Source organism: Paenibacillus glacialis (genome assembly GCF_001637205.1).
Taxonomy (GTDB): Bacteria; Bacillota; Bacilli; order Paenibacillales; family Paenibacillaceae; genus Paenibacillus_AQ; species Paenibacillus_AQ glacialis.
Window position 1 is genome coordinate 1 of record NZ_LVJH01000031.1, and the last position, 17,197, is coordinate 17,197.

At 45.4% G+C, this 17,197-nt stretch carries 13 protein-coding genes; 4 read left to right on the top strand and 9 right to left on the bottom strand.

What is annotated here, in order from left to right; genetic code table 11:
- Window positions 1–206: 206 nt before the first annotated feature.
- From PGLA_RS17375 to PGLA_RS17390, 4 genes are all read right to left on the bottom strand, one after another.
- A complete protein-coding gene (locus PGLA_RS17375) occupies window positions 207–806 on the bottom strand; it encodes a chloramphenicol phosphotransferase CPT family protein (RefSeq protein ID WP_068535267.1) in 600 nt (199 codons plus the stop codon).
- A gap of 488 nt (window positions 807–1,294) precedes the next feature.
- Window positions 1,295–2,446, bottom strand: coding sequence for a VanZ family protein (locus tag PGLA_RS17380; protein ID WP_068535270.1), 1,152 nt, complete (start codon window positions 2,444–2,446; stop codon window positions 1,295–1,297).
- 258 nt (window positions 2,447–2,704) lie between these two features.
- Window positions 2,705–4,906, bottom strand: a complete 2,202-nt coding sequence (locus PGLA_RS17385; protein ID WP_068535273.1) for a M1 family metallopeptidase — start codon at window positions 4,904–4,906, stop codon at window positions 2,705–2,707.
- Between the two features lie 434 nt (window positions 4,907–5,340).
- Window positions 5,341–6,000: a TetR/AcrR family transcriptional regulator gene (locus PGLA_RS17390; RefSeq protein ID WP_068535276.1), complete on the bottom strand. Its 660-nt coding sequence runs from the start codon at window positions 5,998–6,000 to the stop codon at window positions 5,341–5,343.
- Window positions 6,001–6,285: 285 nt separating this feature from the next.
- Between PGLA_RS17390 and PGLA_RS17395 the strand changes: the two genes are divergently transcribed.
- From PGLA_RS17395 to PGLA_RS17410, 4 genes are read left to right on the top strand one after another with little or no spacing between them, the layout of a single operon-like run.
- Complete coding sequence (locus PGLA_RS17395; RefSeq protein ID WP_068535280.1) at window positions 6,286–7,131, top strand: SDR family NAD(P)-dependent oxidoreductase; 846 nt, start codon at window positions 6,286–6,288, stop codon at window positions 7,129–7,131.
- A complete protein-coding gene (locus PGLA_RS17400; protein ID WP_068535283.1) occupies window positions 7,128–8,141 on the top strand; it encodes a zinc-dependent alcohol dehydrogenase family protein in 1,014 nt (337 codons plus the stop codon). The genes PGLA_RS17395 and PGLA_RS17400 overlap by 4 nt, the downstream gene beginning before the upstream one ends.
- Before the next feature lie 32 nt (window positions 8,142–8,173).
- Window positions 8,174–9,337, top strand: a complete 1,164-nt coding sequence (locus PGLA_RS17405; RefSeq protein WP_084411206.1) for an SMP-30/gluconolactonase/LRE family protein — start codon at window positions 8,174–8,176, stop codon at window positions 9,335–9,337.
- Window positions 9,338–9,361: 24 nt separating this feature from the next.
- Window positions 9,362–10,144 carry an SDR family oxidoreductase gene (locus PGLA_RS17410; RefSeq protein WP_068535286.1) on the top strand — a complete coding sequence of 261 codons (783 nt, stop codon included), beginning with the start codon at window positions 9,362–9,364 and terminating at the stop codon, window positions 10,142–10,144.
- Between the two features lie 405 nt (window positions 10,145–10,549).
- On the opposite strand, the gene PGLA_RS17415 is transcribed toward PGLA_RS17410, so the two are convergent.
- The 5 genes from PGLA_RS17415 to PGLA_RS17435 form a co-directional block, all read right to left on the bottom strand.
- Window positions 10,550–11,713 carry a pyridoxal phosphate-dependent aminotransferase gene (locus tag PGLA_RS17415; protein ID WP_068535289.1) on the bottom strand — a complete coding sequence of 388 codons (1,164 nt, stop codon included), beginning with the start codon at window positions 11,711–11,713 and terminating at the stop codon, window positions 10,550–10,552.
- Complete coding sequence (locus PGLA_RS17420) at window positions 11,703–12,644, bottom strand: D-alanine--D-alanine ligase (RefSeq protein ID WP_068535292.1); 942 nt, start codon at window positions 12,642–12,644, stop codon at window positions 11,703–11,705. Before PGLA_RS17420 ends, PGLA_RS17415 begins: the two co-directional genes overlap by 11 nt.
- Before the next feature lie 13 nt (window positions 12,645–12,657).
- Window positions 12,658–14,109 (bottom strand): aminotransferase-like domain-containing protein, encoded by a 1,452-nt coding sequence (locus tag PGLA_RS17425; protein ID WP_068535296.1) that lies wholly within the window; start codon window positions 14,107–14,109, stop codon window positions 12,658–12,660.
- Window positions 14,110–14,344: 235 nt separating this feature from the next.
- On the bottom strand, window positions 14,345–14,842 hold the full coding sequence (locus PGLA_RS26980; protein WP_245700054.1) for an MFS transporter: 498 nt from the start codon (window positions 14,840–14,842) through the stop codon (window positions 14,345–14,347).
- A 208-nt stretch (window positions 14,843–15,050) separates the two neighbouring features.
- Complete coding sequence (locus PGLA_RS17435) at window positions 15,051–16,844, bottom strand: stalk domain-containing protein (protein WP_068535302.1); 1,794 nt, start codon at window positions 16,842–16,844, stop codon at window positions 15,051–15,053.
- Window positions 16,845–17,197 lie beyond the last annotated feature (353 nt).

A 17,197-nucleotide genomic window follows, 5' to 3' on the forward strand; every position in this document is an offset into this window, starting at 1 on the left:
GCATCGTATTTCATCTAACGTTGTTGTGTTCACGACGTCCCACGACTTAAGGTCACGAAGTGACCGGGCGCGATGCGCTTAGTCGGTGCGGATGTGTCCGGCTGCTTCTACTTCCCCGAAAATTCCTCGGCCGGACCAAGGGGGCTTGTCCCCCGAAGCGTGAACACGGTGTTAGCTGATGGATACGCCTTCTTTGAACTACTTACTTACACTTTTCCCTTAATCAACTTCTTAAAAGCAGTGTATTCTTTATTAGATCTTATAAAGTTTAATATCTCATTGGCACACTCACTCGATCTCATTATTTCAGTATTGAATTCAAGATCATATTCATTAAAGCAATACACGTTATCGTATTGTTCACTTGCTAAACCAACCATCCTGTCTCCTCTAAGTTGTTCTCTTCTAGCAAGTTCTTCCTTTGAACATTTAACTACTACGAAGATGACAGGGTGATCCGATAATAATTCAATACAAGCACTGAACCATTTGTCATTACCTATAACAGAATCTACAACTACGTTGTTTCCCATCGCTGAAAATAGTTTTATTGTCGAGTAGTATAATGAAATCAACGGATTTGTAAGAATTTGAGTTGTTAATTGTCCATCCTCTGCACCATTTGTTTCAATACTCGGATATGTACTGTTAATGAAATCAGTATAACTATGAAATATCCCATTACAAAAATTATCAATTGATAAATGTTGAAATGGGATATCAATTTGAGTTAATAGTTCATTAGATATGCTTGTCTTTCCAGAACTTGAAGTACCATTAAGAAGAACTATAATCCCTGGCTTCATTAGAATCCGCCTTTCATAATTTTATTGTTGCGTATCTTTCAGCTAACGTAATATCTGCGACACCCTTCGCAGATCCCTCTTACCATATCTATATTCACGACCTACTTTATTACATTCTGGTAAACTCTCATATTCCCCTCTTTCCAATCTCTTTTTTCGTCAATAAATAACTGTATCGGGTCACTCTGGATCAGACTATATTTCTATGGCAATTCTCGTAACAGTTCAATATTAAAGTCACAAAAAAGAAATCAACCATTTCAAAAGGAGCGATTTCTTTGTACATACAATATACCTTGGACCAACCCTTAAAGTCGGTTGGCTTTCGCCTGCCCATAATTTGCTGAAGTAGGCCGCCGTCGACCAAAAAGAGAAAACAGCGAGTCTTCCATTAACCGGAGACTCGCTGTTTTATTGGCCGTTTACCGTTTTGAAATAAGAAGTGCTGTCTCACTCGTAGAAAAATCTACTTTTGAGACACCTTCTTGCTACATTTTTTTTCTGGTTGTATATAAATCGGAGGATTCATCAAAGTAGAAGCGACGTTTTTCTTTGCCAAACACGACTAACATAACATGGATGAACAACACCATCGATAAAATTATAAAGATTATTCCAGCACCTAGCGTTAGGAATATAGATGCCTTATAAAATGGAGAATCCATTGATACTTCCACGTTATTCAACGTATTTGCTATTACCGTTGTGAAGTACATAGCGTAAATTGCACCAAAACGTTTAAATAATCGCTTGTTTGTTTCAGCTCTACTTACTTTACTATCATAGCGATAGCGCATAATTTTCGTACCGACTGTATATCCGTTCCAAATCCATGGAATAATAAAAAATGCTACAAATAGTGCAATTGTATTCGCAATAAATTCACTAACCTCATTAACGTTTGTCATTTTCAACACAACTTTAACTACCATGTCACTGATGAATATATCAATAATAACAGCCAGCAACACAGACATCCCTCTTACTTGGTCAAGAGCTAATAATCTTTCTGCCTTCTCATTAATTTTCTTTTTTGATGGGAATAACGCTAACACAGCTGGAGCGATAAAGAAGCCCACTACCCCACCAGTAGTATTCAACATTAAATCATCCACATCAAAAATGCGATAAGCGCAATTATAAATTCCGTAAATACCAGTTACCTGTGTTATCTCATAGAATAATGTTAATAAGAATGTGATTCCCAGAGCTTTCTTCCAATATTTCTTACTTTGAAAAAAGTATCGCAAATAAACGCCAAAAGGTAATAATAGCAAGAAATTGAAAAACGCTTGATAGAATGAGGGTTGGCTAAATAACAGTCTATACGTTCCAGGCTGTGATAAAACGATACTACTATTATCAAAGGTGTTTACCACGAATCGAAATGGCATAAGTGAATAATGCTGTGTATCAGGTTTTTGTAGCGAACAAGTATCGCGTATTTCTGGCAACGGCAACAATACTAAAAATAACGCTGATAGAAAGTAGAAGATAAATGAAAATGAGATTAATGTGGTAGAAAGTGGGAGGTAATTGTATTTCCTATATGTATAAATGAGCCACGGGATAAATAATACAAATACTAAAACAACAAAAAAGATAGCTGCCACATTGATTGGTTCAGTATATGCTGACATTTTTCTCCCTCCTTCATAGCATGTTCATATCGCTTCATCATAGCGCACTTTTCTTTAAACATACTCGATTATACAATATATTTTTTGAACTTTAATATTATATTACTCCCTTATTATTTACACCAAAATTATATTTATCCTACGGAAACATTTTCACATACTCGATTGTAGAATCCTAGGGATCATTCATATACTCCATTATCGGAAAAACCACCAATTAGTTTTTTTGGTGGTTTTTCTAAGTCTGCCAGTGATTTATTATTCCGCAAATAGTTTCGCATACGGATTTTCGACCTTTTGTTCATTGCTGATCTTGCCTATGTTATTCATCACATAATATTGATAGAAATGGCTTGAAAAACTTAATGATTCCGATGCTTTAGCCATAAATGGATCTGCAGTTTGATTACTCAATTGGTCCCCTGTCCAAAAATAATGCAGCATTAGACGATTCTGGTTATACGGATGTTTGATAATGTAGGCTCCGGATTGATTAGACTTATTCATGATATCCCGCCATTTAAAACCGACGGTATCCGCACGTTTGATGATGCCGGACTTCAAGGCTTGTATGAATCCATTTGCATCTGGTTTGCCGATAACAATGACATTGCTGTTTCCTAGCTCTTTCTTAAGCTTGTTTTTCAATACTTGACGTTCCTTTATAACGGTTGGCTTTATCCCCGATATTTGCAAGAAGCCTTTAATCTGGCTGAGCAGCTGATCTTGCTGTTTTGTTGCTTTGTCCGATGTCAAACGGTCGCTCAAGATAATCGTTAGCGGCTCGCCCTGCAACGTTTTATCGAAAATTCGGCTCATCGTTTCAAACGGTACCTCTGTAAACTGGGCAAACACCGATTGGTATATTGATTTAAATTGCTCGTGCATATAAGCGGCTTCCTCGTCGGCTGTTAGACGATATTCAGGCTTCAAAGAATAATTCGGGTTGCGCAGATCCGCTTCCCAATCATCCCTGACCTTTTTGCCCACTTTGTTCTCAATGGTTTGCAGTAGTCCGTCGATCGTGGCATTTTTGTATACATACTGGTCAAAATATGTCTGCATCAACTCATCAAACTTCTCTTCGCCAAGGGTACGATACAACTCATAGATGGCTTGACGGCCTTTTTTATAAAAAATGGCGTCGGGAGAATCCCCAACCTTATCATTGGTCGTATCAAGCGAACTATCTAACGATACTTCATCGAATTGAATCACTTTGAATCCATTTAACGGATTTCCTTGTTTCTCATAGAAATAAACCATAGAGAAATCGGCAAATCCTTCATCCAGAAATGATTCCGTCTCGGAATTATTTCCAATTAATGCATGGAACCATTGATGCGCAATTTCATGGACAAATGCTGAATGGTTTGAAATATCTGGCTGACCCTGGATCAAGCCCATCTGAATCATTCGCGAAAATTCAACAGCGAGCCCTTCAACGTACGATTCAACAATTCTGAACTCCGGATAAGGATATTTACCATATTTTTCGCTGAAGAAGTTAATGACTTTAAACGCTTGATTAATATATTGATCGATAATCTGTTTTTTGTCTTTCTGATTGTCAAAGTAATAGTATTGTATGGTCAGACCATCTCGTGTAACACTTTCTACTTTGAAATCCGGACTCGCGAAGAAGACAAATTCTCTCGTATTATTCGCAGTGGCCGTTACCATCTTACGTCCTGCTTCGGCATCCTGTACGGTCAGTGTTCCAGGCATGGAAACTTGGTAATCTGCGGGTACATTCATGCTTACCTGGTAATCCGCAGCATCATAATAATCGGATTCAAATGTAGTACTGTAAGGAGTTTTGTCCCACGTATGATCTGCAGGGTCATAGACCGAAAGCACAGGGAACCAATGAGCGCCGTTGATGATATTTTTGTAGTGGGACAACCGCTGCGAGCCATAAGGAATGTTCACGTCAAATTCAAGCTCCAGTGTGATGGATTGCCCGGGCTGCAATGCTTGTCCCAATACAACCGTAAGTGCCTGATTCGTATTATCGAACTTCAAGGGCTGACCTAACGACTTCACATTGTTAATATCTATGCCGCCTAGGAAATCCTCAGGTTTCTTATCCGGATTCTCCTTTGTCATTCGTTCATTTGAATTTTCGAACAAACTCGACTGTGTTTCCTTTGAACGGTTTGCATCTGCAAAGGTGTGAAATACAATATCGTCCAGTGTATCCTTCGTGTTGTTTCGATAGGTCACGGTTTCTGTACCGTGAATCGTCATCTTCTTCTCATCAATCCTTGCGTTTACTTGATAGCGCGCAAGCTGATGAACAGCCGCATCCACTTCTATCAACGAACCGTTCTGAAGCGTTGGCTTCGCCGCCATCACTACTCCTGTCCCGAAAACAGGACCCGCGCTCAACGCGATAACAAGACTGCCTGCAATGATGCACTTCGGTAGTGTAGTATTCCAATATTTAAGTTTATTCATGTTGCTCCTCCTAATTATACGTTCCTAATCATGATCGTAGATCTTCGAATGTGTACAAAGATTAGTATAATGCTCTTACCTTACACGAGTTTTATTGGAACCTTACATTAACCTTAAAAAGGAAACGCTTATAGTTTCAGATTGAAGTGGTTCGAATCTACTCAGTAACTTTCCCCTTTAATAAGATCGGATAACCGCCATGGAATCTGGGTAAACGTCAAATAGCCCCCCATCTTTTCAAAAATTAGGGGGCTATTTGACGTTTACGGAGGAGCACGGTATTTGAAGCTACAGTTACCCTGCAAGTATGATTCCCCTAGAGATACCATAAAGACACACAATCATGCCATTTCAAGAAATTGAACTTGGCTCAGTTGTGACACTCAGCTCTATCAGGAATAGCTATGTGACTTGTCGAACGGATCGCTTCCCCTTTAGGTGCTATGATCTGGCAACAACGAGTTGACAATCAAAGACAATGTTTGCTTGTATACCGCATGGGCCGATTGTACATCTCCCAAGTGTCCACCAATGTATAGATGAATAACGCCGTGGAGCGAGGCCCAGAATATACGTATAACGGATTCTGTGTCATACTGTTCGGGAATCAGTCCTTTCTGTTGCGCATTGCTAATCACGGTTATTAATTGCCGCATGGCTGTTGCGGTGCCATGCATGCTTTCCTCGTCCGGTTTGAAATCTGTAAAAGCTCCTCCGAACATTAGCTTATAATAGCTGGAGTAACGTTGCCCGAATTGCCAAAAGGTTTCTCCGAAATTCAGCATTTGCTGTCCCGGATCAGCAGCTTGCGGCGTCCCCTCGAATTCATTAGCGAGAAGCTTACAACCGTCCAGATACAACTGCTGAGCCAAGCCCTCTTTATTGACAAACAAGCTATAAATGATTTTTGTCGAGCAACCCATTTTCTGCGATACTTTACGCACAGTAACGGCTTCCGGGCCCTCTTCTTGTAAAAGCGTTGCCGCAGCATCAACAACGAGCTTGCGGAGATTTTCAATATTTTGCAAGCGAGCTTCTTGGTAAGTTTTCAACTTTCGTGTGTTCGCATTGGAGGAGATATCTTGATCGCTCATAATCATCACCTTCGGTTATCATATTTTCGTCAGGAAACAAAGTTTCTTGCTCTCTTATCAGAAATTTTATACAGATGTTAGGCAGTTGTCAAAAAGACGTTGGATGTTCAAAAATCATATTGACATTCTAAAGTTGCGGGGTTACAATGAATCTCTACAGTAACACTGTTACCAACTGCGATGATGCTTAACTTTCTTAGGAGTTAGGAATGCAGGATTTATTTTTGGTCATTTGGTAACACTGTTTCTATAGTATAACACAGTATCTAAAAGGAGAGTAGCTCTATGAACATTCAAGGAAAATGGGCGCTCGTTACGGGAGCTTCTTCCGGTATTGGAGAGCAATTCGCGAGACAACTAGCCAAACAAGGCAGCCATTTGGTACTCGTCGCCCGATCGGAGAGCAAGCTTGAGAGCCTGGCATCAGAGCTGAGAAAGATGCATGGCATCAAAGCTGAGGTTATCTCTATGGATCTTTCGAAAGAGGGCGCGCCCAGCGAGTTGTATCAGAAATGTCGACTTTTGAAAGTGGATATCGAAATGCTGATCAACAACGCAGGCTTTGCTACACATGGTTTGTTTGAACAAGTGTCAGGTGAGCGTCAACATGAAGAAGTGATGCTCAATGTCGCTGCTGTTGTAGATATGACCCACTTGTTCTTGCCGGACATGTTGCACAGAAGCTCAGGTGCAGTTATCAATGTTGCTTCAACCGCCGGATTTCAACCACTTCCCTATATGGCGGTATATGGGGCAACGAAAGCTTTCGTCCTGTCATTTACTCAAGCGTTATGGTTTGAAAACCGCGATCGCGGCATCAAATTCTTCGCACTTTGTCCCGGTTCAACGGACACTAGTTTCTTTAATGTCGTAGGAGCGGAAGAAGCCTCCGTCGGAAAGAAAGACACACCAGAAAGAGTTGTAGAGGTTGCACTTCGCGCGTTGAAGGAAGGGAAAGTGTATGTTGTTCCGGGTGTGCAGAATTATCTCGGGGCGCAGTTATCGCGATTCATTACACGAAAGCAAAGTCTTCGGCTTGTTGGAAGTATGATTCGTCCGCGTGAAGGATACAGCAGCAATAATAAGAATCCGGGTAATCAATCTGATCTTGCAAGGAGGACAATTAAATGAAAGCTATACAACTGAAAAACGGCTTCGGCTTTGAGGAATTAACCTTGACGAAACTCGATATACCAACGCCCGGCCCTAAGGAAGTGCTGATCCACATGAGGGCAGCTTCTCTCAATTACCGAGATCTAGTGGTCCTCAGCGGATTAATGCCGATCGAAGTCAAATTCCCCTTCATTCCATTATCAGACGGAGCGGGAGAAATTGTAGCTGTTGGCCAAGGAGTAACAAGGTTTCAGGTCGGACACCGAGTAGCGGGTAATTTTCAACAGCGCTTCATTTTTGGCAACCCAAGACCAGGGGTATTAGAAGAAAGTCTGGGTGGTCCGTTGAACGGAGTTGCAGCCGAGTATGTCGTTCTGCATGAAGACGGAGTCGTCCCTATTCCCGATCACCTCACTTATGAGGAGGCCTCCACTCTGCCGATCGCGGCATTAACCGCGTGGAGTATGCTAATCGAATACGGTGGATTGCAAGCGGGCGATACCGTGCTGCTGCAAGGAACAGGCGGTGTCTCCATCTTCGGGCTTCAATTCTCGCTTATGGCCGGAGCACGAGTCATCATCACGTCGAGCAGCAACGACAAGCTGGAACGAGCAAAAGCTCTTGGCGCATGGCAAACGATCAACTATTCGGAAGTTCCCGATTGGGATAAGGCAGCGTTAGAGTTGACTGGCGGCGGCGTAGACCATGTTCTGGATGTTGGAGGAGCGGCAACGATGGGGAAATCCATAAATGCGCTTCGCACTGGAGGGACCGTGAGTATGGTCGGGTTCTTATCCGGCTTGACCATTCCGGAATACGATGTCTCCAGCATCTTGCAGAAAGCCGCAACTGTTCGCGGCAGTCAAGTCGGCAACCGGGATCACTTTGAAAAGATGAATCGAGCGATTGCCCATCATGGTTTACATCCCGTCATCGATCGTGTATTCCCCCTAGATCGAATTGGAGAAGCATTCGCGCTCTTGGCTGAAGGAAAGCAATATTTTGGTAAAATCGTAGTCCAAATCTAAAATCTCTCAAAAATGACATAGGAGGCACTCTAATGCCCAATAAACCAGTTAGCTCCGTTAAATCTACTGAAAGCGTGAATCGTCCTAAACGCTCACTGCGTGCTAGGATATGCAGATGGGGGCTATCGCTGCTCGCGGTGCTCGTTCTAGGACTACTCGTTTTCTTGCTTTTGCCTTCACCGATCAAACCGGCAAAATGGTCCGCACCGACGGCTCCCTCTTTTGAGGAAGCGGGTCCGTGGAAACAGAACAACAAACTCAGCTCGGCTCAGCTTGTTACTGATGCCCCTCAATTTCCGGAATTCATTACATTCGATAAAGAAGGCCAGCTATATACAGGAGATTCGGACGGGAAAATTTATAAGGTTCCTCTCGATGCAGAGGGCAATCCGCAAAAGGCCCAATTGTTTGCAGACACCAAAGGAACGCCTAATGGGCTTATATTCGATGCCAAAGGCGATTTGATCGTTACTGATGTCAAGAGGGGACTGCTGTCTATAAACCCATCCGGGAGCATAGAGGTATTGGCCGATAAAGTGGACGACAAGCCGATCTATTTAGCTAACGAGCTCGATATTGCCAAGGACGGCTCCATTTATTTCTCCGATACTTCGAATTATGGCAGCGTGACCTTCAAAGAAATTGCCGAGAACAAGCCGCATGGACGTTTGCTGAAGTACGATCCAATGACCAAGAAGACGACCGTCCTATTAGAAGGCCTCTATTTTGCAAACGGGGTTGCCTTGTCTGCGGATGAAGATTTTGTCCTTGTGGCGGAATCGTATCATTATCAGTTGACCAGATACTGGCTCAAAGGACCGAAGGTGGGTACATCTGATATTTTCGCAGACAATCTCGCAGGCTTTCCAGACAACATTACGCGTGATGACCAAGGTCATTTCTGGGTCGGCATCTTCACGACTCGCCTTTCTTTTGTAGATCAGATGCATAGCAACCCTTGGTTGGCCAGTACCATGGCCAAAGTGCCGCAGTCGCTGCTTAGCGGCGCAAGCGCACCGGTGAAGCATGGGCTTGCTGCGGAGTTCAGTCCGCAGGGAGAGCTTATCGGAAGCTGGCATGATCCGGAAGGTAAATTGTATGGCGTAACTACGGCTGCAAGCCATAACGGATATTTATATATAGGAACGGCACCTGGAGGCAGCAAGGGCGTTCATCGCGTGCTTTTAACAAAATAAGGTTGGAATCCGGGAGGGTGCGAAATGACTCTGGATGATTTGGGGCTATCTTGGAATGACAAGGAGAGTCTGATCGGCAAAGTGGTGACAGGCGCTAGCAGCGGCATCGGGGCATCGATCGCCAGGAAACTGGCAAAGCGCGGCGCCTATGTGACTTTAGTGGCACGTCGACGGGATCGATTGGATGAGTTGGTACAGGAATTGCATAAAGATGGATTGTACGAGGTTATGGCAGTACCTGCTGATATTCAAAAGGCTGAAGAAGTACAGCATGTGGTCAATGAAACGATTAACCGCTGGGGCCGTCTTGATATTGTAGTCGCCAATGCCGGATTCGGGTATCGAAGTCCTTTGGTAGAAGTGGATATGGAAAGATGGGAGGAGATGTACAGGACGAATGTACACGGTCTAATGTTGACGCTGCACTACGGGCTTCCGCCGATGCTGGGTCAGGGCAAGGGAGATGTCATCATCATCTCCTCCATTGCCGGCAAGGAAGTGATTGCCGGAGGAGGTCCATACAGCGCTACCAAATACGGCGTTAACGCCATAGCGTCTGCATTACGTTTGGAGACAATCGATCAGGGGATTCGCGTTACGACGATTCAGCCCGGGGCGGTGGCAACGGAATTTGCTCAGGTGGCCGGGTATTCCGAGGATGAAATTCGCGCGTTTGCTTCGAAAGTCCTGCCGTTACATCCCGATGATGTTGCAGAGGCGGCACTCTATGCATTGGAGCAGCCTGAACATGTCAGTATTGCTGAACTAACCATCATGCCTTCAAGGCAAGCCCAGCGGTTCAAATAAATCGATGTCCACTTAGCGTGCCATATCGCGTTCAGATAAAGCCCTAAGTTTGGCATCCCGGGCAGTGCAACTAACCATTAAGGGAGAGCGCTTGCATGGCATGCAAGCGCTCGTCTGTTCGCTCCCTATAGTCTCCACCAAACATTATCATTGATATTAATTTGCTATATTGTATGTAAATTGAAAAAGACGACTTTCCATTCCATTCTGAATGAAAAGTCGTCTTTATTTATGTTCTACTCTGTCTCTTTTACTTCATAAGTGTCAGTATTCTTTTGAGATTGACTGTGAATATGGCCATCGCCACTTGCATTTCCATGCCAATGAGACCCGAGGAGGATGCTACATCATACCCGTATCGGTGTTTTAATTCACTATTTGTGGCTTCTATTTAACATCTTACAATTATATTTTCGCCTTCATGAAGCTCTCCATCCGCTCCAGCGCCTGTGATAATCTCTGTGTGGATACTGAGTAGGCGCAGCGGATATGCCCCTCTCCACCCGCACCAAATACATGGCCGGGCACGACAGCAACACCTGATTCCTTCAATAACTGCAAGGCAAACGTCTCGGAGTCGAGCCCCGTGTGAGCGATACTCGGAAACGCATAGAAAGCACCTTCCGGTACATGGCAAGGCATCCCGATTGACCGAAATCCGTTCACCAGCAACTCCCGGCGCTGCCGATACACTTCTCTCATCTCATTCATAGCCTCAAGACCATGGCGCAGGGATTCTATTGCAGCAATCTGTCCCAGCACCGGGGCACACATGGCAGTATATTGATGGATCTTCAGCATCGCCGCCAGCAGCTCGCGGTGACCGCAGGCATAGCCGATTCTCCAGCCGGTCATTGCGAATGCTTTGGAAAAGCCGCTGAGTACAATGGTTCTCTCCTGCATCCCCGGCAAAGAGGCAATGCTGACATGCTTCCAGTCATAGGTCAGCTCGGCATAGACTTCATCAGAGATAACCAGCAGATTGTTCTCCTTAACGATGTCGGCAATCGGTTGCCAGTCCTCGGAAGTCATGATCGCTCCCGTCGGATTGTTCGGATAATTCAGCATCAGCAGCTTGGAACGCGGGGTAACCGCCCGTCGCAAAGCCTCAGCAGTCAGCTTAAAACCATCCTCCGCTCTCGCTTCCACCTCCACTACTGTACCCCCGTTCAGATAGCCGATCGGCGAGTAAGCGATATAACTGGGAGAAGGAAGAAGAATTTCATCGCCCGGAGCGGTGAACGCCCGCAGCGCCAGGTCCAGCGCTTCGCTACTGCCTACAGTGACCAGCACCTCGCTGGCAGGATCGTAGCGCAGATTGAAGTTATTTTGCAAATAGTTGGCAATTTCCTCTCTAAGTTCGGGCAAACCCGCATTCGGCGTATAACTCGTTGATCCCTGCCTCAGCGCCTGCATGCATGCTTCCCTGATGTGTTCCGGAGTGACAAAATCCGGCTCACCTACGCCGAGCGAGATGATATCCTCACTGCCAGCACTGAGATCGAAGAAAGCACGTATCCCGGAAGGCGGGATGTCCCGTACGCGTGGGGCAATCCAATCATTCAACATGAACCGACACCCCCTTGTTCTTGCTGCGTTCAGTCAGGGAGTAGCTGATAATCCGGTCCAGTAATGCGCTGAACGATAGTCCGGCTGCTACGGCACTTTTGGGAAGAAGACTCGTTATAGTCATCCCAGGCAGCGTATTGACCTCCAGAACATAAGATTCACCATCCAACAACAGGATATCAACCCGGGCATACACACTGCACTTCAACGCTTTGTAACTGGTCATTGCCGCCCTGCGTACTGACTGGTCCAGCTCTGGCGGCAGGGTCATCACCACCTCATCTGCCCCGCCTTCCTCATACTTGGCACTGTAATCGAACCATTCCGAAGATGCAGAAGTGATCCCTAACACGGGCAGGAGTTCCCCATCTAGAATAGAGCAGGTGATTTCCTGACCCACGGTATACCGTTCAATCAGGATCGACTGTTCAGGGTCACTGGAAAAAGCCTTCAGCACCGCGCTGTGCAGCCCCTGCTCATCGTTCACCTTTTCCATCCCGATGCTGGAACCGCCTGAATTCGGCTTCACCATCACCGGATACCCCAGCCGTTCAACGGCTTCCAGCGAATAGTCTTCCAGGCTGTCCCAGCACAGCCATTCCGGCGTGTTGACCCCTTCATAACGGAGGATTTTTTTGGACAGATCCTTATTCATGCACAAGCTGCTCGCCAGCACGCCGCTTCCTGTATACGGTATGCCCAGTGTCTCCAGCGTCCCCTGTATCGTCCCGTCCTCGCCGTAAGCCCCATGCAGAGCCAAGAGAGCAACGTCAAGTCCCATTACCTTTTCCACAAGCTCCTCCGGCTTACTGAATACAACTGGAATCACCTCATATTTATTATGGTCCAGATGATTTATCATCTCTCTGCCCGTGTTCAGCGACACCTCAATTTCGGAGGAAATGCCTCCCATAATTACGCCAACCTTCATCATCAGCACTCCTTCATCCCATTAGTTTGTGCGCTGTTTTGCCAATAACCTCGATCCCCTTGCGGATATCCTCATCCGCCACTCTGGAGAATCCCAGCCGCATCGTATGCTGCCCACCGCCATCGGTATAGAACATCTCTCCTGCCGTAAAAATAACCCCTTGCGCACGACACGCCTCAAGCAGCTCTCTTGTGTTAAAGCCCTCCGCAAATGCCACGAACAAATGCAGTCCGCCGTCGCCCGTCAATGCTTGGTAGTGAACATGCTGTTTGCAGCATTCCAGGGTCAGCTCATACTTCCGTTTATATTCCGCTCTCGCCTTTTTCAAATATTTCTCCAGATTGCCGTTGTACAAATATTGATAGAGAATCGATTGATCCAAGGTTGAAGTATGAATCGTCTGCGCCCGCTTGATACTCTCCAGGTAATAGATCAGTTCCTGATCAGCCAGCACCCAGCCTACCCGAAGGCCGGGGAACAAGACTTTGGAAAAGCTTCCGAGATAAATCACACTATTGCCTGCACCGGCCGTTGCAATCAGCGGCGATACATGCGACCCCGAATAACGCAGCTCTTCATTAAAACCATCCTCGATAAGCGGAATATCGTATCCCGCCATCAGCTTCATCAGGCTCTGTCTTTTCTCTGGAGACATAACAATCCCGGTCGGATTATGGTACGAAGGCACAAAGTAGGCACAATCGTACTCTCCCTCATCTAACGCCTTCTCCAATTCTCCCAGGTGAATGCCATCCCGCTCCATGGGAATACCCTTGATCCCGAATCCATGCAGCTTAAGATTCTTGATCGCCGTATGATGTGTAGGATTCTCGGTCAGGACATGGCCACTCTTGCGGTTCAGGGCGGACAGTACGATATTAAAGCCCTCCGTAAAGCCATTGGTGATCAAGATGTCCTTACCCTTCATATCCACGCCCTTGTGCTCCATATATTGGTGCAAATAATCAATCAACGGCTTGTAGCCCTTGGCATAGCCGTAGTTCAACAGGACATTTCCTTCCACTGCCATCCGGTCCATGAAGGCCCGCTTTACATTGTCTAGATCGAACAGCCCCTCATCAGGCGCAATACTGGTAAAAGAAATCGTACCCTTCTCCGCACGGATACCGTACTTCATAATATCCAGCTCTTCGGCTAACATGGCGTGGCCGTTCAAATGCGCTTTCCAATCCATGATTCGAGGCGAGCCCTTAACCGTGCCGGGTGCAGAAGGGGCCACGTAGTTCCCTCGCCCTTTAACGACGTAGACAAACCCATCGTCCTCCAGCCCCTCATAAGCAGCTATTACCGAGTTACGGCTAACCTGCAGTAGCACACCCATTTCGCGCGTGGACGGGAGCTTCTGGTCGCCTTGCAGCGCGCCCTTTATAATTAAGTGCTTCATATAGTCTTTGACTTGTATATATACCGGTCGTCCTGCAATGAGCTTGAAATCCTTAAACATTCATCGTCGCCCCCATAGCTATCATGGCACAGTCAGCAGGGTAAAAAAAGAACCACGGCCCCGGATTTTTCATCCAGTCGTGGTTCTTAATGGTTATCCTCTTGGTGTTATCTGGAGCCGATTCGCGATTAGTGACCCTTCATCATCGCCGGATCCGGATTGTCCCCGCCGGCGGCTCCGTCTCCTTCCTACTGCTTCGGTTTCCGCAGAAGGAGCGACAGTGCGACACCCGCGGTCACGAGGCACGCGGACAGGAAGAACGTGTCCCGTAACCCGCGACGACGGCGTTCAGCGGATTTGCATTCGCTCCCGCGCTTGCGGCGTGGGAAGTGATTTGCGACGTCAGATAACCCGTCAGGCCTGCGAACGAGACGACGACTTGCTGAGCTGCTGCTGTCATCGGTGTAACGCGGCTCACCAGACGGCGAGGCGCAGAACTCAGGACATGCGTGTTGAGCGGCATCATGGAGAAGCCCATGCCGAGACCCATGATGCAGATGCACAGGATGATAACCCACAGCGAGGTATCCAACGATATGCCGGACAAGATGAACAGGGAAATGGATACGACAGCAAGACCGGTGAATGCGAGCGGACGCGCACCGATCTTGTCGAACAACCGACCGCTGATCGGCATGCCAATTCCCGCGCATAGCGCAAAAGGCATAAGGATGAAGCCTGTTTCAAATGCGGTGTAGTGCATGACGCCTTGCAGGTACAGCGGCACGATCACACTTTATGATAAATCTAAATCTATTCATGTCTTTTCCTAAAAATATAGCTTCAATTACTTGTCAAAGTAACCCTGGTATAGTCGGCAAGTAATATCTTACTGTCGATCTCCCTTGAAATCGGGCAAAGAAATGAGCATTTTCCAGTAAAAAAAGCCTCTCTGACATTTGACTGTCATTGAGGCTTTAAGGCTTTTCTGACGTACGTACTTATTTCACAGTATAGATGCCGCTCTCGTACGTCAACGTGTACGCTACACCATCCTCTTTCACGATCACAGCCCGAATGTTTCCTGTTACAAGGCGTGTAGAGCTACCATCCGAATTAATACGATACAACCCTGGTTCGTATCCATCCGTCGTGTAAAACGTTCGTGAATTTCCAACGTAATAAGTGCTAACAGAATGTTTAGAACGTTTTATGTTCCGACCGGATGCAATCTGGTACTCATATAATACACCCGCTTCATATGCATTGGCTTTTACATTCACCGTATAATAGAAACTCCCTTGCTGCAGACGAACGTTTAATACTTTTTGGTCTACAACCGTCTTCACATCACCTTGAACGAGGTCTAACAATTTTAATGTACCTGAAGCGGCATCGATATAATAGATTTTATCTTCGATCAACCAGAACTGCTTCGTTGCATCCGTCAGCTTCGTCTGGCTTTGATCGTTCAGATTTATTTTATACACCGCACTCGTGTCCTTCGGATCACTATCTTTATATCCAATCGTATATAGATAATCACCCTTCACATATAACGACTGGCGGCTATAGTTAAAACTTGTACCTTCTTCTGTGATCTCACGATAGACGCCATACGTATAATCGGGTTGACCGATCGCCGTAGCTTGACCTGTTTTGATGTCGATCATCTCAATATTGCGGGTACTTTCTGACATAAAATTAAAATCCTCTACGTATAAAGATGTCTCATATTTCTCACACGCAATAAAATTTTTCCCACTTACTAATTCTTTTAATACGCCGTTCTCTACGGTATAGATCGACTCGCCGCCCATGGTCAAATCCCCTGTATGCAGAATGACGTACCATTCATTATCGAGGTAACGAACATCGCCGAGCCATCCTTCTCGGCTATCCCAAGGTCCGATAGGGGCTATTTTGCTGATGAGGTTCTTTGCCAGATCATAGCCATATAACGTGCCTTCACCTTTCTCTAACGATATAAAAATAAGCTGATCGTTAACCACCTTTGCATTCGACAAGATCGGCTTGCCTGGCAATGAAATCTGCGTCTCCTTGCTTTCCCCTTCCATGCGTTGGAATAGTGTATACGTCGTGTCCATTTCACCATACGCTGTGCGGACGAAGTACAATTTCTTCCCTGATTTAGCCAACAAATCGATCGACTTATTAGGATAAGAAATCGGCTTACGTGTATCTTTCAATTCAGCCAAAATACGCTCTTTTATCGCGTTTGTCTGCGGATGTTGCAGATTAATCGGTTCCTGACTCATCACGATCAGTCCATCCAACCAATCAATATGCGCACCCAGTGCCTCGGCAGCGCTTCGGAGCGGCAACACAATCTGTCCATTCACCTGTTGCGGCGCAACATCCATTACTTTTGGTTTATTGTTGACCAGCATCGTCTTATTGTTTACCGTAAATTGAATTGTTTTATGTAACTTCTCATTTTTGAGCAAGACTTCTTTCGGTTTTTGCGCATGCCAAATGGCTTCCCACTGGCTTCCACCACCTTCGATCTCCGAAGCCAAATAACTCATCAAACGAATCGGCACCATGATGCGGGAATTGCGTTTTACGATTTGTTGATCTTCATACACATCTCTTTTGACTCCTTTAATAAACGCTTTCCCTTGATAGGGATAAGGAACGATTACCGCTTCATCGAACGCTTCAACCAATGATTTTTTGATTACAGCATCCCCAGCAAATGCTAATACCACATTAAAATGAAAGGCTAGCACAGCCACCATGATAAAAAGCATAATTCTACTTTTCATACGCATTCTAAATACTCCCTCTCTCACTGAATAGTGAATACTAACTTTAAGTTGGATTGAGCTGTTAACTGTTAATAATACACACAAACTTAATCCGATTTTTGGATTTTAACTATACAGTTATAAACGTTCTAATCTCATAATAGTTTCTTGCAGATCCAATTGTTGTTCAACATAACTGCCCATTAGGTAAATAAAAAAGAGCAGGCTACGTAGCACCTGCTCATCATTGTGTGTTATTCAACAATCGTTTTCTGTTAGTTCAAGTATCCTACACGAATCCATCAGTGATCCACTTTTCACAACATTTGAAGATTTTTTCGCAGCTTTTGCGATCCATCACACATAGGAAATACGCC